Below are 19,659 nucleotides of genomic sequence, written 5' to 3'. Positions count from 1 at the left end.
ATCTAGAAGCCCGTGCGCAGCCGGGTCACGGCGGGCGCGGGGAGGATGGTCTGGGCGGTCTCCCCCAGCGCCGGCGAGCGCAGGGAGACGACGTCGCCGGGCCGGAGCCAGCCGGAGAACGCGGCGATGTCGGGGGTGTCGACGTGCTCGAGCAGGCAGCCGCCCGGCACCGTGCCGGAGCCGACGACGTCGCCGGGCAGGAGATCGGTGCCGCGCGAGACGTAGGCGAGGATCTCCCCGAACGACCAGTCGGCGTCGGCGAGCGAGCCGCGGGCGACCTCGGTGCCGTTCACGGCCGCCGACACCTCGACCGGGAAGCGCCCGTCGGCGGCGGCACCGAGCTCGTCGACGGTGACCAGCGCGGGCCCGAGCGTGATCGCGCTGTCCTTCGCCTTGCCCATCCCGATGCCGTGGGCCATGTCGCGGATCTGCAGGTCGCGCCCCGACCAGTCGTTGAAGAAGGTGAGCCCGACGATGTGGCTCGCGGCGTCGTCGGGGTGCAGGTCGCGCCCGCCGCGCCCGATCACGGCGCCGATCTCCAGCTCGAAGTCGAAGAGCTCGCACGCCGGCGAGATCGCGACGTCGTCGTGGGGCCCGACGACCGCCGCCGGGTTGCCGAAGTAGAAGGCGGGCGTCTGCGACCACACCTCCGGGAGCTCCGGCGGGCGACCCAGGGCGCGGTAGCAGCCGCGCAGGTGGTCGAGGAAGCAGAGCGCGTCGCGGACGGCCGGCGGCCGCGGGATCGGCGCGAGCAGCCGCACCGCGTCGAGCGGGCGGACCTCGGCGGGGTCGGTGCGCGCCGTCTCCCCCGCGGCGGCGAGGCGCTCGCCGTCGTCGCCGAGCAGGGACAGCAGGGTGGTGCCGGCGGCCAGGCCGTGGACCTTCGCCCCCTCGAGCTCGCCCTCGAGCAGGCCGGTCCGGGCGCCGTCACCCGCGTCGTAGGTCACCCACTTCATGCCGCACCTCCGGTGCTCGTCGCGGGGACGGGGGCGTCCGCCGCGGGGGTCGTGCTCGGGAAGCGTGGCGCGGTGAGGAGCAGCAGGACGGCCACGCCGAGCAGGGCGACGGCGCCGAGCAGCGGGGCCGTGTAGCTCCCGGTCCCGGCCCGGACGGCGGCCATGATCAGCGGGCTCGCGCCGACGCCGAGGGTGAACACGGCGTAGAAGACGCCGAACATCCGGCTGTAGGCGGCCATGCCGTAGTAGCGGGCGACGAGGTAGCCGACGACGTCGACCTCGGCGCCCAGGGCCAGACCGACGCCGACCGCCGCGGCGCTCGCGAAGGTCGGCCCGCCGACGACGAGCGCGACGTAGCCGAGCGCGGCGACGAGCAGGACGCCGACCATCACGCGCGGGGCGAAGAACCGGTCGACGAGCAGCCCGCTGATGACCCGGCCGACGATCACCGCGATGCCCACCAGCCCGGCGGTCGCCGCCGCGGAAGACGGGGCGACGCCGGCGTCGCGCAGCAGCGGGACGAGGTGCACGGTCAGGCCGCCGACGGCCAGGGAGATCGCGAGGAAGGCGACGGCGAGGCGGGCGAAGAGCGGGGTGCGCAGCAGCGGCGCGATCCGGAAGGCCGGGGCGGCCTCGTCGGTCGGCGCCGCGACCGGCCGGTGGCGCGGCATCAGCAGCAGCACGAGCAGCGCGCCGGCGAGGATGACGACGCCGAGGATCCGGTAGCCGCCGCGCCAGTCCTCGGCGATCTGCGCGCCGAGGATCTGCGGGACGGCGAACGCGACGAGCCCGGCGCCGCCGAGCGCGATGCCGAGGGCGAGCCCGCGGGCGCGGTCGAAACGCTCGTTGACCGTGCGCGTGAACGACACGGCCGTCGAGGCGGCGGCCAGCACGTACATGCCGACCCAGATCGCGAGGTAGCCGGCGAACGACGAGCCGCTCGCGGACAGGAGGAAGTAGGCACCGCCGAGCACGACCAGCGAGACCACGCCGGGCAGGCGCACGCCGAACCGGTCGACGATGACGCCGACGAAGGGCGAGGTCAGGATCGTGATGACGGCGCCGACCAGGGCCAGGGACGACAGCTGGGACCGGGTCCAGCCGAACTCGGCCTCGAGGGCCGGGATGAACAGGCCGTTCGTGTAGAAGGGCATCACGGCGACGCCGGTGCCGATGCCGACGGTGGCCGCGGTCAGCGCGGCCCAGTGCCGGCGCAGCTCGCCGACGGGGCCCGGCGACGGGGTGGGGGGTGCGAGGGACATCGGTGCTCCTCGATGACATGAATCCGTACCCGAGTACAAGTTCGGGCGGTGACGGACGCTAGAGGGCCGACCCCCGACGAAACAAGACCCGAGTACAACTTCGTGTGTGCTCGTGGTGTACTGGGGGCGATGAACCTCGACACCGCGCCGACGATCCGCGAGCTGGTGGCGGATCCCGACCCCACGCCCGGGCCACCGCCGTCCCGCCGGACGCGCGGGCGCACCGAGCGCCGCGACCGCATGTTCGAGGCGGCGGTGGAGCTCTTCGTCGAGCGGGGCTTCGAGGAGACCTCGATGGACGACATCGCCGAGCGCGCCGGCCTCGCCCGCACGACGGTGTTCAACCACTTCCCGCGCAAGGCCGCGTTCCTCGAGGAGTGGACCCTGCGGCGGCGCCAGCAGGCGGCGCAGTCGTTCAAGGACTCGGACCGCACGCGGCGGTCAGCGCGCACCCTGCTCGGGAGCTACTTCCGGGCGCTCGCCGCGGTCAACCTCGAGACCCGGGTGGAGACGGCGGCGATCATGCCCGTCGGCGTGCGGTCGACCGACATCCTGCTCGACCACCCGCTCGCACGGGACCTTGCCGAGCTGCTGTCGGACGCCGGCGCGACGCTGGCGGACTCGGCCACCCCGCAGCAGGTCGGCCGCCTCCTGGCGCTCGGGTACTTCTCAGCCGTCATGCGCTGGGTCGCCATCGACCCCGAGCCCTTCGACCTCGCCGCGGAGCTCGCCTCCGTCCTCGACACCGTCCTCGACGGCGCCCTGGCGACGACTCACTGACCGCGCGCTCTACCGGGCCTTGATCAGGCGCTTCGTCGTGCGGCGGAACGCCCAGATGACGACCAGGCCCATGAGGGCGGTCAGGGGGAAGCCCGTGACGACCTTGGCCGCGGCGAGACCGCCGGTGGAGTCGGCGAGGTAGAGCCACTGGTTGACCGCGAAGCGCCCCGCGAACACGACGGCCGCGAACGCGGTGGCCACGTCGTGGGCGCGCCGGGATCCACGGTCCTCGCGCCAGGCGAACTGCGTGCCGTAGAGCCAGCTCCACGCCATCCCGGTGACGGGCCGGCGGACCACCAGCGAACCGACCAGGACGACGGTGGCGGCGAAGGCCAGCCAGATGCCGACGAGGAAGAAGTCGCGCGCCGTGCCGGTCCAGACGGTGATCGCACCGGCGAACGCGACGCCGATGATGCCGCCGGAGGCGGAGACGAGCTTCTCCCTGCGCACCGTCAGACGGAACACGGCGAGCGCGACCGCGGACGCCATCGCGACGGCGAGGCTGGTCAGCAGCGGGACCGAGGCGTTGGCGATCGAGAAGACGATCGCGGGCACGTTGGTGTAGACGACCCCGGGCCAGCCGCCCATCTGCTCGAGGATCACCTTCCCCGGCGAGGTGGGCGGGGCCGCGGCGATCGCGGTCGTCGGCACGTCCTCCGGCCTGGCGACCGGCACCGGCGCGGTGACGGCGTCGTGCTCCTCGCGCACGGGGCGCGTCTGCTCGATGATCATGTCGTCCCCTCCGGGCTCTGTGGCGTCGATGGGGACGAGGGAAGGCCGTGCCGCTGCGGCACACTCAAGCGCGGTGTGGTCCGGGTCACCCTGCGCCCAGAGAACTCCGGTACGCGGCGAGCGCCGCGCGCGTGTCGTCGGCGGCGAAGACGCCGGCGAACTCGTCGATGCTGCGGGCCGCGCCCTCGGCCAGCGGCGTGCTCTGCCACGTCTCGAACAGCCGCTTCTGGGCCGCGACGACGGTGCGGGTGTGGCCGCCGACCCGGCCGAGCAGGTCGGCGACGGCCGCCTCGAGCCCCTCGGGCGCGATGGGCCGACCGCACAGGGCGGCGACCTGCGGGGCGTCGACCGGGTAGACGTCGCCGGTCAGGATCATCTCCTTCGCGTGGCCGAGGCCGACGAACTGCTGGAGCAGCGCGGCGTCGATCACCGACGGGATGCCGAGCCGCACCTCGGGCAGGCCGAAGCGGGCCCGGGTGCTGACCACCCGCAGGTCGGCGGCGAGCGCCAGCTCGAACGCCCCGCCGAGGCAGTGCCCGTCGATCACGCAGATCGTCACGGCCGGGACCGTCCGGACCGCGGCGAGCAGGTCGCGCAGCGCCGTGATGAACGAGCGCGCCGCGTCCGGGCCGTCGAGGGCGAGGAACTCGCCGATGTCGACCCCGGCGCTGAACGCCCGGTCGCCGGCGCCGCGGAACACGACGGCGCGCAGGCCGGGGTCGTCGAGCAGCCCGGTGATCTCGTCGACGTCGGCGCGGCGCAGGGCGTTGCGCTTCTCCGGCCGGTCGAAGGTCACGTGCAGGACGTCGTCCGTGCGCTCCGCGCGAGCCATGCCACTCTCCTCGGGGTTCCTCGGTGTCGCCGACGTGCGCATGATGGGGCCCGGGGAGGGAGGTCACCGTGTCCGACGAGGAGCTGATCGTCGCGTTCGCCCTCACGCGGCTGGATCACCCGGGGCTCGACCTGGACGAGGTCGCGGCGCTGCTCGTGCGCCGGCTCGGGCCGGAGCAGACGGTCGACTTCGCCGCGCAGAACCTGTCCGACCGCGGGGAGCTGCGCGGGGCGCTGTTCGACGCCGCCGTCGAGCGCGTGATGCGGGTGGTGCTGGCGCTGCGGGACGCCGCCGACTGAGATCTCCGTCACGGCTCCTTGAGCATGCCGTGACGGCACACCGTCGCATGGTCGGCATGACGCAGACGCCCACCAGCACACGGCCCCGGCTCCGGGACGTCGAGGAGTACTTCGACAACCCGGACTTCGCCCACGCGACGATCTCGCCCGACGGGACGCGGCTCGCCTACCTCGCGCCGGAGTACGGCCGGACGCAGGTCTGGGTCCGCGGCCTCCACGAGGACCACGAGCAGGCCGTCTGCGTCACCCACGACCGACGCCGGGGCGTCAGGACGTACCACTGGACCGACGACCCGCGCTGGCTGCTCTACCAGCAGGACACCGACGGCAACGAGGACTGGCACCTCTTCCGCGTCGACCTCACCGCGCCGGAGCAGCCCGCCGTGGACCTGACGCCGCTGCCGCCGGGGTCGCGGGTCGTCGGGGCCGAGCCGCTGCCCTCGGACCCCGGGGCGCTGATCGTCTGGATGAACCAGCGGCCGATGTTCTTCGACGCGTTCCGGGTCGACGTCGCGACCGGCGGGACGACGCTGCTCCACGAGCAGCCCGACGTGCGGTCCAGCTACCTCACCGACCGCGACGGGCGCCCCGTCTTCCTCTCGACGCTGACCGAGGACGGCGCGTACGAGTTCTCCGCGGTCGACCCCGAGACCCTCGAGGCCCGGCTCCTGCGCCGGGTCGGCGGGCCGGAGCACCCGCTGGGCGTGCAGCCGCAGATCGTCACCCCGGACGGGTCGGGCCTGCTGCTCGGGCTCTACCAGGACTCCGACGACCTGCGGCTCGTGCGCATCGACCGCGAGACCGGCGAGGAGACGGTCGTCGCCGCCGCCGACGGGGCGAGCCTCGACACGATGGGGATGATGGCGCCCGGCCTCATGCCCTCCACGGTCTTCGAGAGCGCCCGCACGCACGAGGTGATCGCGGCCCGCTTCGTCGGCGACCGGGCCCGGATCGAGGTGATCGACCCGGCCTACGCCGACCTCTTCGCCACGCTGTCGGCGCTGTCGGACGGGGTGCTGCACTCGGCGCTGTCCGACGACGCCGAGCGCTGGTGGCTGGCGATCTTCGTCCACGACCGCGAGCCCGGCGTGACCTGGCTCCACGACCGCGAGACCGGCGAGAGCCGGCTGCTCTTCCGCGCGTTCTCGCACCTCGACCCGGACGAGCTGGCCCCCATGACGCCGGTACGTTTCCCGGCCCGCGACGGGCTGCCGCTGCACGCGTTCCTGACGCTGCCGGTCGGGGTGCCCGCCGAGCGGCTGCCGCTGGTGCTGGTCGTGCACGGCGGGCCGTGGGCGCACGACACGTGGGGCTACGACCCCGAGTCGCAGTTCCTCGCCAACCGCGGCTACGCGGTGCTGCACGTCAACTTCCGCGGGTCGAGCGGCTACGGGCGCCGGCACATCACCGCCGCGATCGGCGAGCTCGCGGGCACGATGCACGACGACCTCGTCGACGCCGCGCGCTGGGCCGTCGACGAGGGCGTCGCCGACCCGGACCGCATCGGCATCTACGGCGGCTCGTACGGCGGCTACGCGTCGCTGGTCGGCGTCACCGTGACCCCGGACTTCTTCGCCGCCGCGGTCGACTACGTGGGCATCTCGAACCTGGCGAACTTCATGCGCACGCTGCCGCCGTTCGCCCGCCCCAGCATGATCAACAACTGGTACCGGTACGTCGGCGAGCCGGAGGACCCCGAGCAGGAGGCCGACATGCTGGCCCGCTCGCCGATCACGATGGTCGACCGGATCCGCACGCCGCTGCTGGTCGCGCAGGGCGCCAACGACGCCCGCGTGGTGCAGGCCGAGTCCGACAACATCGTCGCGTCGCTGCGGCAGCGGGGCGTGCCGGTGGAGTACCTGGTCGCGCAGGACGAGGGGCACGGCTTCGCGAACCCGGAAAACCAGTTCCGCCTGTACCGGGCGATCGAGCAGCATTTCGCGCAGCATCTGGGGGGAGACCGTCTCTGACCCCCGTCTCCGGGTCCACCGAGGAGCCAGCGTGCAGGTCGCCATCCCGATCTTCCCCCGGTTCACCGCGCTCGACGCCGTCGGGCCCTACGAGGTGATCCAGCGGCTGCCGGACGTCGAGCCGGTGTTCGTCGCCGAGCAGCGCGGGGAGGTCCGGACGGAGAACGGGTTCCTCGGCATGGTCGCCGACGCGACGTTCGCCGAGGTCCCGGCGCCGGACGTGGTGATCGTCCCGGGTGGGTTCGGGAGCCGGGCGCTGCTCGAGGAGAACCCGCTGCTCGCGTGGCTGCGGGCCGTCCACCCGGGGACGCGGTACACGACGTCGGTCTGCACGGGGGCGCTGCTGCTGGCCGCCGCCGGGCTGCTCGACGGCCTGACGGCGACGACGCACTGGGGTGCGGTCGACGTGCTGCAGGAGCTCGGCGCGGTGCCGGTGCACCAGCGGGTCGTCGAGCACCTCGACCGGCGCATCATCACCGCCGCCGGCGTCTCCTCGGGGATCGACATGGCGATCCGGCTGGTGGCCCTGCTCGAGGACGACCTCGCCGCCCGGGCGACCCAGGTCTTCATCGAGTACGACCCCGAGCCGCCGTTCGACGCGGGGCATCCGAGCAAGGTCGGCGACGACGTCATGGCCCGCGTCGCGGAGTACCGGAACGCCCGGCGGTGACGAGGAACGTTGTCGTTCTGTGACCTTGGAGCGCGGGCTGACCTGCTCTTTTCGGTCCGGCGTTGTCGGGGGTCGGTTCTAGCGTTCTCGGTGTGAGCATCGACCACAACCTGGGGTGCGGCCTGGCCGCGCTGGCGGGTCGTGAGCCGGATGCGGGTCTGGTGGCCGAGCTCGACGGGATCGACCCGACCACCCTGACCGGGGAGGACCTGGCGGCCTACGTGCAGGCCCGCTGGCGGGTGCACAACCGGGCCGAGGCCCAGTTGCTGGCCGGACTCCGCGAGCTGGGGACCGCGCAGGACGGGCACACCGGGCGGCTGGCGAGCTCGGATGAGTTCTCCGGCGACGAGGTCGCCGCGGTGCTGGGCTGCTCACGCACCGCCGCGTCGGCGCGCCTCGATCTCGCCGACGACCTGGCGGTGCGGCTGCCCGCGCTGGGTCGGGCGTTGTGGGACGGGCGCCTCGACGAGCCGAAGGTCCGCGCGATCAGCGAGCTGACCCGCGACCTGGCCGACGACCACGCCCGGCTGGCGGTGGCGACGGTGCTGCCCGAAGCCCAGGGGTTGGCGGTGATGGCGTTGCGGGAGCGGGTCGCCGAGGTGGTGCTCGACATCGACCCGGAGTGGGCGGAGCGGCGTCGGCGGCGGGCGGAGGCGCGGGGGCGGGTGGATCTGACGATGAACCCCTCGGGGACCGCGACGTTGGCGGTGGTGGACGCCCCCGCGGCGGAGGGGATCGCGTCGATGTCGCGGATCGAGGCGCTGGCCGCGGTGGTGCGCGGGCTCGGGGTGCTGACCCCGATCACGCTGCTGCGCCGCCAGGTCGGTACCCGGCTGCTCGACGGGTCGACCGCGGGGATGACCGACACCGAGGTCGCCGAACTCCTCGCCGCCGAGTACCACGCCGACATCACCCCACCCGACCCCGACGACCCCGACGACCCCGACGGTGGTGACGACCCCGACGACGACGGACCTGACGGCGGACCCGGCGACGGCGGACCCGGCGACGGCGGGCCGGCCGATGGGCCCGACGACCGGCACGACGGCCATGGGCCTCACGGCGCTGCTGACGAGCCCGCGCCACCCGCCGGGCAGGGCGTGCTCGGCCTCCTCGATGTGCCGCTGCCGGCCGTCGAGCCCGAGCCCCGGGCCGGGCGGCTGCGCCAGGGCACCGTGGAGGTCCGGCTCCGGCTGTCGACCGCGCTGGGGCTGGACCAGCATCCGGGTACCGTCCCCGGCTACGGCGCGGTCTCCGCGATCGTGGCCCGCGAGCTGGTCGCTGCCCGCCGCCACGGTGAATGGCGCGTCGTGCTCACCGATCCCGGTGGGCATCTGCACCACGTCCTGCTCGCCCGCCGCCGACCCGAACGACCACCCAGCCCCCGCGGCCGACATCGGGCACGGGGGCAGGCACCGGGCGCGACCCGGACCGGCGCGATCGTCGAACTCCAGGTTCCGACGACACTGCTCGCCGCCCTCGACCCCACCGACCACCCCGGATGGGCACCGCTGCTGGCCGAGCTCCAGCAACGCCTCACCGACCTCGTGGCCTCCGGGACCCTCGGGCGTCCCCCCGACGCCGACCATGGCCCCGACCTGTGGACCCGGCGCCGCGCCGGCGCCGAGACCGAACGCTGGATCCGCGCCCGCGACCGGGCCTGCGTCGCCCCCTGGTGCCGCAGCCGCGCGCACCGCGCCGAGATCGACCACACCCGCGAGCACGCCTCCGGCGGACCGAGCCTGTCCTGGAACCTCGGCACCTGGTGCAGCCACGACCACCGCGCCAAACACCTCGCCGGCTGGCACGTGCGCCAACCCCTGCCCGGCTGGTTCGTCATCCGCACCCGCGCCGGTGTCACCCACACCACCAGCCCACCGCAGATCCTCCGACCACTGCCCGGGCCCCGGCCCACCGCCGGGCCCCGGCCCCTGCCCCACGACGGCCGGCCCGACACCGGGCCCGACGCCGACCCCGGCGACGACGACCCCGACGAACCCGGCTGGCGCGACAAGTTCGCCGCCGCGTTCGCCACCAAGTTCCGCACCCGCCGCACCGCGCCGGCCCTGACACCGGCCCCGCCCTTCGACCCCGACGACCCGCCGCCGTTCTGACCGCGCTCCTGGACATCGAGTGCGGTCGAGCTCCTAGCGTGATCTCCCATGACCACCACCTGGTCGGCGGAGGCGCTGCAGCAGGTCGCCGAAGCCGATGAGCTCGAGATCGCCGTCCGGCGGGCCGACGGCACCCTGCGACGCGCGACCCCGATCTGGGTCGTGAGCGCAGGGAACCAGGTTTACGTCCGGACCTGGTACCGGCGGTCCACGGGCTGGTTCGGCCGGGTCCTGGAGTCGGGCCGGGCGCGCGTCCACGTCCCGGGCCTCGACGCCGACGTCACCGTGGACGACCTGGGCACCGCGGACCGGGAGATCGTCGACGACGCCTACCGCGCCAAGTACGGCGCGCGCTACGGCGCCGGCTCCGTGGAGCGCATGGTGGGCGACGAGGCCGCCGCCACCACCCTGCGGCTCGACCCGGAGCCGTAGCCGTCAGCAGCACCCGTCCCCGCCGGACACGACCGGCGCCGGCGCGAGGCCCGGAGCCGTCACGGGTGGCGGCGGGCGCGCCGACGGCAGCGCCACGATCCGCGCCGCGCGCAGGGCGTTGCCGATGACCAGGACCTCGGCCAGCTCGTGCACGAACACCACCGTCGCCAGCCCCAGCGCGCCCAGCGCCGCGAGCGGGATGAGCACGACGATGATCGCCAGGGACAGGCCGATGTTCTGCAGCATGATCCGCCGCGCCCGCCGGGCGTGGGTGAACGCTTGCGGGAGGTGACGCAGATCGTCGCCCATCAGCGCCACGTCCGCGGTCTCGAGCGCCACGTCGGTGCCCATCGCCCCCATCGCGACGCCGACCCGGGCGGTCGCGAGCGCCGGAGCGTCGTTGATGCCGTCGCCGAGCATGGCCACACGGTCGCCCAGCTCCGCCACCCGCGCGGCCTTGTCCTCGGGCAGCAGGCCGGCGTGGACGTCGGCGATGCCGGCCCGGTCCGCGAGGGCGCGAGCGGTGCGGGCGTTGTCGCCGGTCAGCACCACCGTCCGCAGGCCCAGGGCACGCAGGGACGTCACGGCCTCGGGCGCCTCGGCGCGGAGGTCGTCACGGACCGCCAGGGCACCGAGCACCAGGCCGTCGCGCTCGAGGACGACGACCGTGGCGCCCGCCTCCTCGAGGTCCGCGACCCGTTCCCGCAGGTCATCGGGGCCGACCCAGTCGGGGCGACCGAGTCGCACCCGGCCGCCGTCGACCACACCGGTCACCCCCCGCCCGGGCACCGTCGCGACGTCCGCCGCCACCGGCGGGTCGCCGGCCGCGCTGACGATCGCGGCCGCCAGCGGGTGCTCGCTGCGGCGCTCCAGGGCGGCGGCGAGCGCCAGGACCTCGTCGCGCGTCGCCGCGCCGCCCACGACCTCGACGACGCGAGGATCGTTGCGGGTCAGCGTGCCGGTCTTGTCGAGCGCGACGACCTCGACCCGGCCGAGCTCCTCCAGCGCCGCGCCACCCTTGATCAGCACGCCGTGCCGGCTCGCCGCGCCCACGGCCGCCACGACCGTCAGCGGCACGGCGATCGCCAGCGCGCAGGGCGAGGCGGCGACGAGCACCACGAGGGCGCGCTCGATCCAGCGCAGCGGGTCGCCGAGCACGACGCCGAGGCCCGCGACCAGCGCCGCGAGCACCAGGATCGCCGGCACCAGCGGCCGCGCGATCCGGTCGGCGAGACGCTGCCCGGCGCCGCGGCGCTCCTGGGCCTGCTCGACCATGTGCACGATCCGCGCGAGCGAGGAGTCCACGGCGCGCGCCGCGACGACCAGTTCCACCGCGCTGCCGGCGTTGATCGCGCCTGCCGGGACGCCGCCGCCCTCCCCGACCTCGACGGGCACCGACTCCCCGGTGATCGCCGAGACGTCGAGGACCGTGGCGCCGCCGACCAGCGTCGCGTCCGTCGCCGCGCGCTCGCCGGGCCGCAGCAGCAGGCGGTCGCCGACGACGAGGGCCTCGGGCGCGACCTGCTCCTCCCCGCCGTCCCGGAGCACCGACGCCGTGCGCGGGACGAGCGACAGGAGCGCGCGCAGGCCCCGGCGGGTGCGCTCCACCGCGAAGTGCTCGAGGCCCTCGGCGGTGGAGAACAGCACCCCGAGCAGGGCGGCCTCCTCGAACCGGCCCAGGGCCACGGCGCCGACCGCGGCGATCGTCATCAGCAGGCCGACGCCGAGCCGGCCCCGGCGCAGACCGCGCAGTGCGCCGGGCACGAAGCTCAGCGCGCCGACGGCGGCCGCGAGCAGCTGTAGGCCGATCGCGACCGGTTCGGCGAGCACGGGGATCCATCCGAGGAGCAGCAGCACCGCGGCGACCAGCGCGTACTGCAGCTCCCGCACCTGCCACCAGGCCCGCGTGGTCGGGGCCGGCGTCTCGTCGGGGCCGCAGCACGCGTCGGACACGGTCAGACCTCGCTCACCGCGGGCCCGAGGACGGCGCGCACGAGCTCCCGCCCGACGGGGGTCAGCCGGTACATGACGAGCTTGCCGTCGCGCCGCGAGGTCACCAGGCCCGCCGACCGGAGCTGGCGCAGGTGGTGCGACGCCAGGTTCTGCGCGTGGCCGACGACCCACGCCATGTCGCAGACGCACAGCTCGTCCCCGGCGAGGAGGGCGGCGGCCACGGCGAGGCGCGTCGGGTCGGCGAGCGCCCGGCCGAGCGCCGCCCGCGCCGTCAGGACCTCGAGATCGGGCAGCGTCGTCCGGATGTGCTCGGCGTGCGGGAGGTCGAGGCACAGCAGGTCGCACTGGTCGTCGGGACGCGCCGGCTCGGTCACGCCAACACGCTAACGAGCGTTGGATCGTTGCGACAGTGCCGGCGCCGGTACCGTGCGGGCGTGACCGACAGGACGCCGTCCCGGCCCGAGGACGCGGCCGCCGCCCGGCGGAGGGCCCTGTCCGCGTCGGCGCAGCGGGACACCGGCCCCCGGCTCGTCGACCGCGTGCGGCCCGACGAGCGCCGCCGCTACGTGTTCCAGCTCTGGACCACGTCCGCGTTCGCCGCCGCCTGGCTCCTGGTCTACGTCCTCACCGGCTCCTGGATCTTCCTCGCGCTCGCGGGCGGCTTCCTCCTCCTCACGGTGCTCGCGGCGGCCGCCCTGCGCGTGCTGCGGAGATCGTCCGGGAGCCCGACGGAACGGACCTGAGAGACCCCGGGGCACTCGGCCGCCCGATTAGGACATCCGGCGCAGACGGGGCGTTGTTCGGCGCGTCCAGCGAGCCTCTGGGCGTCGGCGCGACCGCCGGGCTCTCAGACAGGCGATCACCGGCGCGCCGTGTCCCTACCGTGATCTCTCGTCGGAGCCGGGCGGTGACGCTCCCCCTCGTCATCCCGCCGTCCGCGCTCCGCCGACCCCCACAGGACACCCCTGCCCGGGCGTCGACCCGCGGACGAGCTCCCCCGTCCCCGACGTCGCGGGCCCCCTCAGGAGGTTCCCCGTGCCCCGACGCGGACGACATCGCTCCAGCCTGCCGACACGCCTGATCGCGGCCGTGGCGGCCCTGCTCGTCACCCTCGGCGTCGTCATGGTGGCCGGCTCCGCGGCCGCCGACGACTCCGGCGAGGGTGGCGGCGGCATCCTCAGCGCCCTGACCGGCGGGTCCTCGGACAGCGAGGGGTCCGGCGACGGTGAGTCGGGCGGCGACTCCGGCGGTGACTCCGGCGGAGACTCGGACAGCGACTCGGGCGGTGACTCGGACAGCAGCTCGGGCGACGACGGCTCGAGCGGCGACAGCTCCGGTGACGACGGCTCCGGTGACGACGAGGGCCGCGGCTCCGGCGAGGACGGATCCGGCGAGGGCGCCTCGACCGAGGACGGCGCGGGCGACGAGGGTTCCCGGGACGGCGAGGACGCCCGCGACGACGAGCGTGCCGACGACCCGGGCACGAACGACGAGACCGCGAACGACGGGACCGCGAACGACGGGACCGCGGACGACGAGACCGAGGGCCGGGGCGACCAGGACGGTCGGGACGGCGAGGCCGAGGAGCAGGGCGCCGACCAGCAGAGCGATCGCGTGAACCGGCAGCGGCCCGCCGAGGACGTCGGCGAGGTCGAGGGCACCAACGACGACGCCGGCTCTGCCGCCGCGGCCGCCGACCCGTTCCCCGGTCGCGACGAGGCCGCCCCGGCCGGCGCCGACGACTACGTCGACATCGCCGACGTCGAGCCGACCGGCGGCACCCTCGGCGAGGGCGGCGTGTTCAACCGCGGCTCCTACACCGTCGACTGCGGCGTGAGCGACCACAACAACTCCGACAACTACATGGCCGCGCCGGGCAAGCGGAACGGCGCCCAGCACGTCCACGACTACGTCGGCAACCGCACCACCGACGCGAACTCGGACGAGAGCTCGCTGGAGGAGGGCGCCACGTCCTGCGGCAACGGCGACCAGTCGACGTTCTTCTGGCCCGTCGTCCGCGACCTGAACGGCACCGGCCCGGACGTCGGCGAGGACGGCGGCAGCCTCGACGGCAACGTCGGCTCGATCCTGCGGCCCCGCTCGGCGGAGCTGAGCTTCCGCGGCCACGGCGACCGCGAGATCGAGCCCATGCCCGCCCACCTCATGATCATCATGGGCAACGCGAAGGCCGGAGCGCAGGACCAGAAGAACGTCAACGCCAAGTACACCTGCACCGGGCAGGAGGAGCGGGTCACCGACAAGTACCCCATCTGCGGCCCGGGCTCGCAGCTCGTGCGCATGCTCGACTACCCGAGCTGCTGGGACGGCGAGAACCTCGAGACCGAGGACCTGCGCTCGCACATGACGTTCCCGGACGAGCGGGGCAACTGCGAGAGCGACGAGGTGCCGGTGCCGGCGCTGCGGATCACGCTGACCTACGACCAGCCCGCGGGCCGCTCGTTCTCGATCGACAGCTTCCCGAACGAGCAGCACGACCCGCGCACCGACCACTCCGACTACGAGAACCTCGCCACCGAGGCGCAGTCGCGTCGCGGCGCGGAGTGCATCAACACCGGTATCCGGTGCGCGGACATCCCGCGCGAGGGCTGATCCCCCGCTGACGCCGACCGGCGGGCGGGGCCACCACGGTGGCCCCGCCCGCCGTCAGCGTGTGGCGCCGCCGCGGGCGACCTGCTCCTCCGAGGCGTTGACGACCTGGACCTTGTCGCCGACCTGCAGGTCGTCGAACGTCGCGCGGGCGTCGTCGGTCTCCATGCGGATGCAGCCGGCCGAGGAGCGGGAGGGGTCGCCGCTGTGGAAGGCGATCCCGCCGTCGGCGAAGAACACCGAGAACGGCATCGGCGCGGGCCGCCCGTCGCGGGTCTTCGACTCGCCGGAGACGTGGTCGGCCTCCTTGCGGTACACCCGCAGCGAGTGCCCGACCGGCGTGGCGCGGCCCTCGCCGCCGGACGCGATCGTCATCGGGCCCCGGGTGACCTTGCCGTCGCGGATCAGCCAGGCCCGCTGGGACTCGAGGTCCACGCAGGCCCGGGCCGACGCCGAGCACGGCGTGCCGGGCACCAGGGCCTCGGCGTGCGCGGCCCGCGCCGCGGGGCTCTCCTCGACGTTCTGGGCAGTGGCCGGCGCCGCGATCGCGGGCACGGCGAGCGCGGTGCCCGCCGTGACGGCCAGCGCGCCCAGGGCGGCGGCCGCGCGACCGGGGTACCGGCGCAGCGCGCTCCGCGCGACGACGAGCCGGTGACGGCCGCGTCCTGCCGGGGTCGAGCTCATGGGACGTCCTCCTCCACGACGGGCGGGCGCCCCGTCCCCCTTCCTTCGACGGGCCGGACCGGGCCCTTCAGCCGCCGACCGGGTGACGCGCGCCCGTCACTCGGGGCGACCCGGCGGGTGGGGCGCGTCGATCCGGTACCGGAGACCGACCAGCCGGACGAGCAGGCAGAGCGCCGCCCCGGCCAGCGCCGGGGCCAGCGGGCCCGCCCCGAGCCGCGTCCCCACGACGGCGACCGCCGCCCCGAGCAGGGCCGGGATCGCGTAGAGCTCGCTGCTCAGCACCGTCGGGACCCGGCGCACGAGCACGTCGCGGATCGTGCCCCCGCCCACCGCGGTGATGCCGCCGAGCAGGATCGCCTGCCCGGCGCCCGCTCCCAGCGCCATCGCCTTCGCCGCGCCCGTCACCGCGAACAGGCTCAGGCCGAGCGCGTCGAAGATCTCGATGGGCGTCGCGAGACGCTCGAGCTGGCGGCTCAGCCCGAAGGCCAGCAGCCCCCCGGCGCCGGCGACCACGAGGTAGCGCCAGTCGTTGAACGTCGCCGGCGGCAGCGCACCGAGCAGGACATCGCGCACGATCCCGCCGCCGAGCGCCGTGATCATCCCGAGCGTGATCACACCGACGATGTCCAGGCGCGCCGCCCGGACCGCCGTGAGCGCGCCGTTGAGGGCGAAGGCGAACGTCCCGGCGAGGTCGAGGACCAGCGCCGTCACCGCGGCCGTCGTCATGGCGCCATCCTGACGGGCGCCTCACTCCCCGAAGACGACCGGCAGGGTGGTGGGGCCCAGGTGGTTGCCGCCCTGCAGCCCGCTCCAGCCGACCTCACCGCGCAGGCGCAGCGGCGGACGGGCGCAGAGCTCGGTGAGCAGGATCGTCAGCTCGGCCCGCGCCAGCGCGGCGCCCGGGCACAGGTGGATGCCCCACCCGAAGCCCAGGTGGCCGCGGACGTCGCGGTCGGGGTCGAAGCGGTCGGGATCCGGGAAGCGCGCCGGGTCGCGGTTGGCCGCCGCGAACGACAGCAGCACCGCGTCGCCCTCCTCGACGCGCTGCCCCGCGACCGTGACCGGGCACGTGGCGCGGCGCGCGAAGTTCTGTGCCGGGCTGCGGTGGCGCAGCATCTCCTCGACGAACCCCGGCGCCAGCGACGGATCGGCGCGCAGCCGCTCCTGGCGGGCCGGGTCCTCGAGCAGCAGGGCGACCAGCGTGCTCGCCGCGTTCATCGTCGTCTCGTGTCCCGCGACGGCGAACGTGGCGAGGATGCTGATCCGCTCGTCCTCGCCGAGGTCGGCCGCGAGCAGCGTGGACACGAAGTCGTCGGCCCCGTCCGCACGGTGCGCGGCGAGCTCGCCCGCCATGAGCTCGGAGATCCGCCGGAACGCCCCGGCGAAGTCGACCTCCTCCCCGCCGGCGGTGAGCCCCGACCACGTCTGCTCGGTGACCTCGCGGAACCGCTCGACCGTGCCCGGCGAGAACCCGACGAGCTCGGTGAGCACCGCGAGCGGCAGCGGCAGCGCCACCTCACGGACGAAATCGCCACCCCCACGCGCCGCGAACCCCGCCACGAGGTCGGCGATCGTGCGCTCGAGGAACGGCCGCATCTGCCGCACCCGCGTCGTCGAGAGCGCCGGCCCCATCAGGCGCCGGTAGGCGGTGTGGAGCGGCGGGTCGAAGTCGATGGGGATCGAGTGCTGGGTGCCGTCGGTCGGGATGCGGTGGCCCGATGCCGACGAGAACGTGCCCGGGTCGCGCAGGGCCGCGCGGACGTCGTCGTAGCCGGTGAGCACCCAGAACCCGCCCCGGCGCCCCGACCGCGCCACCGGCCCGGCCGCGCGGGCCGCCGTGTAGACGTCCCAGACGGTCGGCTCGGTCAGCGTCGGGTCGTACGGGTCCCAGTCGATGCTCACTCGCCGGCCTCGCGGGGCCCCACGAAGCCGGTCTGGCCCGCCTCGGAACCCAGTGCCAGCACCGGCCCGTCCATCTTCTCCTGCCACACGAGCGACTCCATGCCGATGTGCAGCGGGTGGTCCTGGACGGTGTAGACGGCGAGGCCCTCGGGCCCCTCGTAGTGGGCGTGCTCGAGCCAGCCCGGCGCCGAGAGCAGCAGGTCGCCGGCCTCCCAGGTGATGTCCTGGCCGTCGACGGTGCTCATCCCGGAGCCCGCGAAGTGGTAGTTGATGGCGACCGAGGAGTGGCGGTGCCCCGGCCCCCGCGGCCGCGGCGGGCGGCCCGCCGGCATCCCCGACGCCGTGACGAAGAAGCTGTGCGTGGCGCCCTGCCGGCGCTGGGTCGCCGGGTTGTACAGCGCCATGATCGTGCGCTTGCCGTCGCCCACCTCGGTGGACAGGTGCGACGCGACCTCGGCCCACGGCCAGTGCAGGGCCCGGGACTCGACGACCTCGATGTCGACGAGGAACTCGTAGCCCCGCAGCCGCGCGCCCTGCGTCCCGATGGCGATGTCGGGCGCGGTCGCGCGGGTGTAGGCGACCTTCTCGCTGTCCTCGGTCGTCGGGGCCGGCGCGTCGGCGGGCGAGGGCCGCCAGGTCAGCGGCAGGTCCTCGGCGTAGTGCACGCCGAGCTTCTCGAGCAGCGGCGCGTTGGAGTAGCTCAGCCGGGCCCAGACGTCGGTGGAGTCGTTGCGGAACCGGAACGGCTGCATCGACGGCAGGTTGGCGACGTCGAGGTGGGCGAGGTCGACGCCGGAGTCGGCGACCTCGATGCGGCCCCGGCCGAGGATGCCGATCTCCACCCGGTGCGCGTTCTCGCGCAGCGGCGCGGTCTCCTCCCCCGGGTTGAGCACCTCGATCGTCACCGCGATCCCGGGCGAGAGCCCGAGGCCGGGCGCGACCGCGGACGGGTGCACGATCCGGGCGCCGCGGCGCCCGTTGGCGGGACGCGGCGCGGCGGCGAGGCGCTCGATCTCGGCCTCGATCTCCGCGCGGGCGATCTTCACCGGGGCCCACGGCTGCGGCGTCGACGCGGGGTCGCCGCTGACGTCGACCATGCGCGTGGCCGTGTCGGGGCGGGTCTCGGGGCGGGTGTGGGTGAGGCTCATGCGGGCTTCCTCTCGAGAGGCGCGTCGGCCGGCGCCGGCGACGCCGGCTCGTCCGTCACGGGATGGGGGCTGCGGAGGGTGAGGGTCGCGACGAGGCTGACCAGCCCCAGCACGACCACGTAGGCGGAGATCGCCGTGCCGGTGCCGGTCGCGGCGAAGAGGACGGTGGCGACGATCGGGGCGAGGGCCCCGCCGAGGACGCTGCCGACGGCGTAGGCGACGGACGCGCCGCTGTAGCGCACGGCGGTCGGGAACGCCTCGGCGAGGTAGGCGCCGTACGGCCCGGACGCCACGGCGAAGCCGGCGCCCGCGACGACGCAGGCCGCGAGCGTGCCGAGGACCGTGCCGGTGTCGATCAGCCAGAAGTAGGGGAAGGCCCACAGGGTCAGCACGGCGACGCCGACGAGGATCACGGGACGTCGCCCGCGGCGTGCCGCCCACACCGCGGCGAGCGGGATGACGCCCGCCCAGACCAGCGCGGTGACCACGGTGACCGCCAGCATCGTCGACGCCCCGACCAGCTGCCGCGTCGCGACGTAGCCCAGGGTGAAGACGAGCAGGACGTTGGCGAGCCCGGACACCAGGACGTTCAGGCAGGCCGCCGGGACCAGGACGCGCGGGGTGCGCAGGACGTCGGCGAGCGGTGCCCGGCGGACCTCGGTCTGCGCCCGGACCTGCTCGAACTCCGGGCTCTCGTCGAGACGCAGTCGCAGGACCAGGCCGAAGACCACGAGCACGGCGCTGAGCAGGAACGGCACCCGCCAGCCCCACGCCGCGAACGCCGCCGGGTCCAGGCCGAGCCGGACGACGAGGAACACCAGGCTCGCCAGCACCACCCCCAGCGGCAGGCCGACCTGCGGCAGCGAGCTGTAGAGCGTGCGCTTCGACGGCGGCGCGTGCTCGAGGGCCAGCAGCGTGGCCCCGCCCCACTCCCCGCCGACCCCGATGCCCTGGACGAACCGCAGGAGCACGAGGAGCACGGGCGCGGCGACGCCGATGGCGGCGTAGGTCGGGAGGAGCCCGATGAGCAGGGTGCCGACACCCATGATCAGCAGGGACGCGACGAGCATCCGCCGCCGCCCGAGGCGGTCGCCGAAGTGGCCCATCACCGCCCCGCCGACGGGGCGGGCGACGAAGCCGATGGCGAAGGTCGACAGCGCCGCGAGGGTCCCGGCGACCGGGCTGACCTGCGGGAAAAACTGCGGCGCGAACACCAGCGCGGCCGCCGTGCCGTAGATGAAGAAGTCGTACCACTCGATGGTGGTCCCGATCAGGCCGGCGAGGGCGACCCGGCGGGGACGGTGGGGCTCGGACATCG

The 19,659-nt window shown here is 74.8% G+C and carries 19 protein-coding genes; 8 read left to right on the top strand and 11 right to left on the bottom strand.

Features of this window, described 5'->3' with window-relative positions:
- Positions 1–2 precede the first annotated feature (2 nt).
- Positions 3–956 carry a fumarylacetoacetate hydrolase family protein gene (locus tag EV188_RS03455; RefSeq protein ID WP_133824791.1) on the bottom strand — a complete coding sequence of 318 codons (954 nt, stop codon included), beginning with the start codon at positions 954–956 and terminating at the stop codon, positions 3–5.
- Positions 953–2,218: an MFS transporter gene (locus tag EV188_RS03450; protein ID WP_133824790.1), complete on the bottom strand. Its 1,266-nt coding sequence runs from the start codon at positions 2,216–2,218 to the stop codon at positions 953–955. Before EV188_RS03450 ends, EV188_RS03455 begins: the two co-directional genes overlap by 4 nt.
- Before the next feature lie 129 nt (positions 2,219–2,347).
- On the opposite strand from EV188_RS03450, the gene EV188_RS03445 reads away from it, so the two are divergent.
- Positions 2,348–2,998, top strand: a complete 651-nt coding sequence (locus EV188_RS03445; protein ID WP_133824789.1) for a TetR/AcrR family transcriptional regulator — start codon at positions 2,348–2,350, stop codon at positions 2,996–2,998.
- Positions 2,999–3,007: 9 nt separating this feature from the next.
- Here the strand turns inward: EV188_RS03445 and EV188_RS03440 are convergent, their stop codons facing one another.
- Both EV188_RS03440 and EV188_RS03435 read right to left on the bottom strand, forming a co-directional pair.
- Entirely contained in the window at positions 3,008–3,730 is a 723-nt protein-coding gene (locus tag EV188_RS03440; protein ID WP_133824788.1) for a DUF3159 domain-containing protein, read from the bottom strand.
- Positions 3,731–3,815: 85 nt separating this feature from the next.
- Positions 3,816–4,562 (bottom strand): enoyl-CoA hydratase/isomerase family protein, encoded by a 747-nt coding sequence (locus tag EV188_RS03435; RefSeq protein ID WP_166659699.1) that lies wholly within the window; start codon positions 4,560–4,562, stop codon positions 3,816–3,818.
- A 68-nt stretch (positions 4,563–4,630) separates the two neighbouring features.
- On the opposite strand from EV188_RS03435, the gene EV188_RS03430 reads away from it, so the two are divergent.
- From EV188_RS03430 to EV188_RS03410, 5 genes are all read left to right on the top strand, one after another.
- Positions 4,631–4,861 (top strand): hypothetical protein, encoded by a 231-nt coding sequence (locus EV188_RS03430; protein ID WP_133824786.1) that lies wholly within the window; start codon positions 4,631–4,633, stop codon positions 4,859–4,861.
- 56 nt (positions 4,862–4,917) lie between these two features.
- Complete coding sequence (locus tag EV188_RS03425; protein WP_133824785.1) at positions 4,918–6,831, top strand: S9 family peptidase; 1,914 nt, start codon at positions 4,918–4,920, stop codon at positions 6,829–6,831.
- A 31-nt stretch (positions 6,832–6,862) separates the two neighbouring features.
- Positions 6,863–7,501 carry a DJ-1/PfpI family protein gene (locus EV188_RS03420; protein WP_133824784.1) on the top strand — a complete coding sequence of 213 codons (639 nt, stop codon included), beginning with the start codon at positions 6,863–6,865 and terminating at the stop codon, positions 7,499–7,501.
- Between the two features lie 92 nt (positions 7,502–7,593).
- Positions 7,594–9,615, top strand: a complete 2,022-nt coding sequence (locus EV188_RS03415; RefSeq protein WP_166659698.1) for an HNH endonuclease signature motif containing protein — start codon at positions 7,594–7,596, stop codon at positions 9,613–9,615.
- A gap of 48 nt (positions 9,616–9,663) precedes the next feature.
- Positions 9,664–10,047, top strand: coding sequence for a DUF2255 family protein (locus EV188_RS03410; RefSeq protein ID WP_133824782.1), 384 nt, complete (start codon positions 9,664–9,666; stop codon positions 10,045–10,047).
- Between the two features lie 3 nt (positions 10,048–10,050).
- Here the strand turns inward: EV188_RS03410 and EV188_RS03405 are convergent, their stop codons facing one another.
- Positions 10,051–12,000, bottom strand: a complete 1,950-nt coding sequence (locus EV188_RS03405) for a heavy metal translocating P-type ATPase (RefSeq protein ID WP_133824781.1) — start codon at positions 11,998–12,000, stop codon at positions 10,051–10,053.
- 2 nt (positions 12,001–12,002) lie between these two features.
- Complete coding sequence (locus EV188_RS03400) at positions 12,003–12,374, bottom strand: ArsR/SmtB family transcription factor (protein ID WP_133824780.1); 372 nt, start codon at positions 12,372–12,374, stop codon at positions 12,003–12,005.
- A 60-nt stretch (positions 12,375–12,434) separates the two neighbouring features.
- Between EV188_RS03400 and EV188_RS03395 the strand changes: the two genes are divergently transcribed.
- Both EV188_RS03395 and EV188_RS03390 read left to right on the top strand, forming a co-directional pair.
- Complete coding sequence (locus EV188_RS03395) at positions 12,435–12,743, top strand: hypothetical protein (protein WP_133824779.1); 309 nt, start codon at positions 12,435–12,437, stop codon at positions 12,741–12,743.
- Between the two features lie 292 nt (positions 12,744–13,035).
- Positions 13,036–14,610, top strand: a complete 1,575-nt coding sequence (locus EV188_RS03390; protein WP_133824778.1) for a DUF1996 domain-containing protein — start codon at positions 13,036–13,038, stop codon at positions 14,608–14,610.
- A 54-nt stretch (positions 14,611–14,664) separates the two neighbouring features.
- Here the strand turns inward: EV188_RS03390 and EV188_RS03385 are convergent, their stop codons facing one another.
- The 5 genes from EV188_RS03385 to EV188_RS03365 all read right to left on the bottom strand — a co-directional run bounded on the left by EV188_RS03385 (position 14,665) and on the right by EV188_RS03365 (position 19,657).
- Positions 14,665–15,291 carry a L,D-transpeptidase gene (locus tag EV188_RS03385; protein WP_133824777.1) on the bottom strand — a complete coding sequence of 209 codons (627 nt, stop codon included), beginning with the start codon at positions 15,289–15,291 and terminating at the stop codon, positions 14,665–14,667.
- Between the two features lie 96 nt (positions 15,292–15,387).
- Entirely contained in the window at positions 15,388–16,017 is a 630-nt protein-coding gene (locus EV188_RS03380; RefSeq protein WP_133824776.1) for a trimeric intracellular cation channel family protein, read from the bottom strand.
- A gap of 21 nt (positions 16,018–16,038) precedes the next feature.
- On the bottom strand, positions 16,039–17,193 hold the full coding sequence (locus EV188_RS03375; protein WP_133824775.1) for a cytochrome P450: 1,155 nt from the start codon (positions 17,191–17,193) through the stop codon (positions 16,039–16,041).
- Positions 17,190–18,341, bottom strand: a complete 1,152-nt coding sequence (locus EV188_RS03370; RefSeq protein WP_243741446.1) for a cupin domain-containing protein — start codon at positions 18,339–18,341, stop codon at positions 17,190–17,192. Before EV188_RS03370 ends, EV188_RS03375 begins: the two co-directional genes overlap by 4 nt.
- Entirely contained in the window at positions 18,338–19,657 is a 1,320-nt protein-coding gene (locus tag EV188_RS03365; RefSeq protein WP_133824774.1) for an MFS transporter, read from the bottom strand. Before EV188_RS03365 ends, EV188_RS03370 begins: the two co-directional genes overlap by 4 nt.
- Positions 19,658–19,659 lie beyond the last annotated feature (2 nt).

The sequence above is a fragment of the Actinomycetospora succinea genome (genome assembly GCF_004363095.1).
In the GTDB taxonomy this organism is placed as follows: Bacteria; Actinomycetota; Actinomycetes; order Mycobacteriales; family Pseudonocardiaceae; genus Actinomycetospora; species Actinomycetospora succinea.
Note: the sequence above shows the minus strand (reverse complement) of the source record. Positions and strands in the feature narration are given on the sequence as shown.

Bases quoted from the DNA above. Each gene is read 5' to 3' on its own strand.
- EV188_RS03455 (WP_133824791.1), bottom strand. From the start codon at position 956: ATGAAGTGGGTGACCTACGACGCGGGTGACGGCGCCCGGACCGGCCTG.
- EV188_RS03450 (WP_133824790.1), bottom strand. From the start codon at position 2,218: ATGTCCCTCGCACCCCCCACCCCGTCGCCGGGCCCCGTCGGCGAGCTG.
- EV188_RS03445 (WP_133824789.1), top strand. From the start codon at position 2,348: ATGAACCTCGACACCGCGCCGACGATCCGCGAGCTGGTGGCGGATCCC.
- EV188_RS03440 (WP_133824788.1), bottom strand. From the start codon at position 3,730: ATGATCATCGAGCAGACGCGCCCCGTGCGCGAGGAGCACGACGCCGTC.
- EV188_RS03435 (WP_166659699.1), bottom strand. From the start codon at position 4,562: ATGGCTCGCGCGGAGCGCACGGACGACGTCCTGCACGTGACCTTCGAC.
- EV188_RS03425 (WP_133824785.1), top strand. From the start codon at position 4,918: ATGACGCAGACGCCCACCAGCACACGGCCCCGGCTCCGGGACGTCGAG.
- EV188_RS03410 (WP_133824782.1), top strand. From the start codon at position 9,664: ATGACCACCACCTGGTCGGCGGAGGCGCTGCAGCAGGTCGCCGAAGCC.
- EV188_RS03385 (WP_133824777.1), bottom strand. From the start codon at position 15,291: ATGAGCTCGACCCCGGCAGGACGCGGCCGTCACCGGCTCGTCGTCGCG.
- EV188_RS03380 (WP_133824776.1), bottom strand. From the start codon at position 16,017: ATGACGACGGCCGCGGTGACGGCGCTGGTCCTCGACCTCGCCGGGACG.
- EV188_RS03370 (WP_243741446.1), bottom strand. From the start codon at position 18,341: ATGAGCCTCACCCACACCCGCCCCGAGACCCGCCCCGACACGGCCACG.
- EV188_RS03365 (WP_133824774.1), bottom strand. From the start codon at position 19,657: ATGTCCGAGCCCCACCGTCCCCGCCGGGTCGCCCTCGCCGGCCTGATC.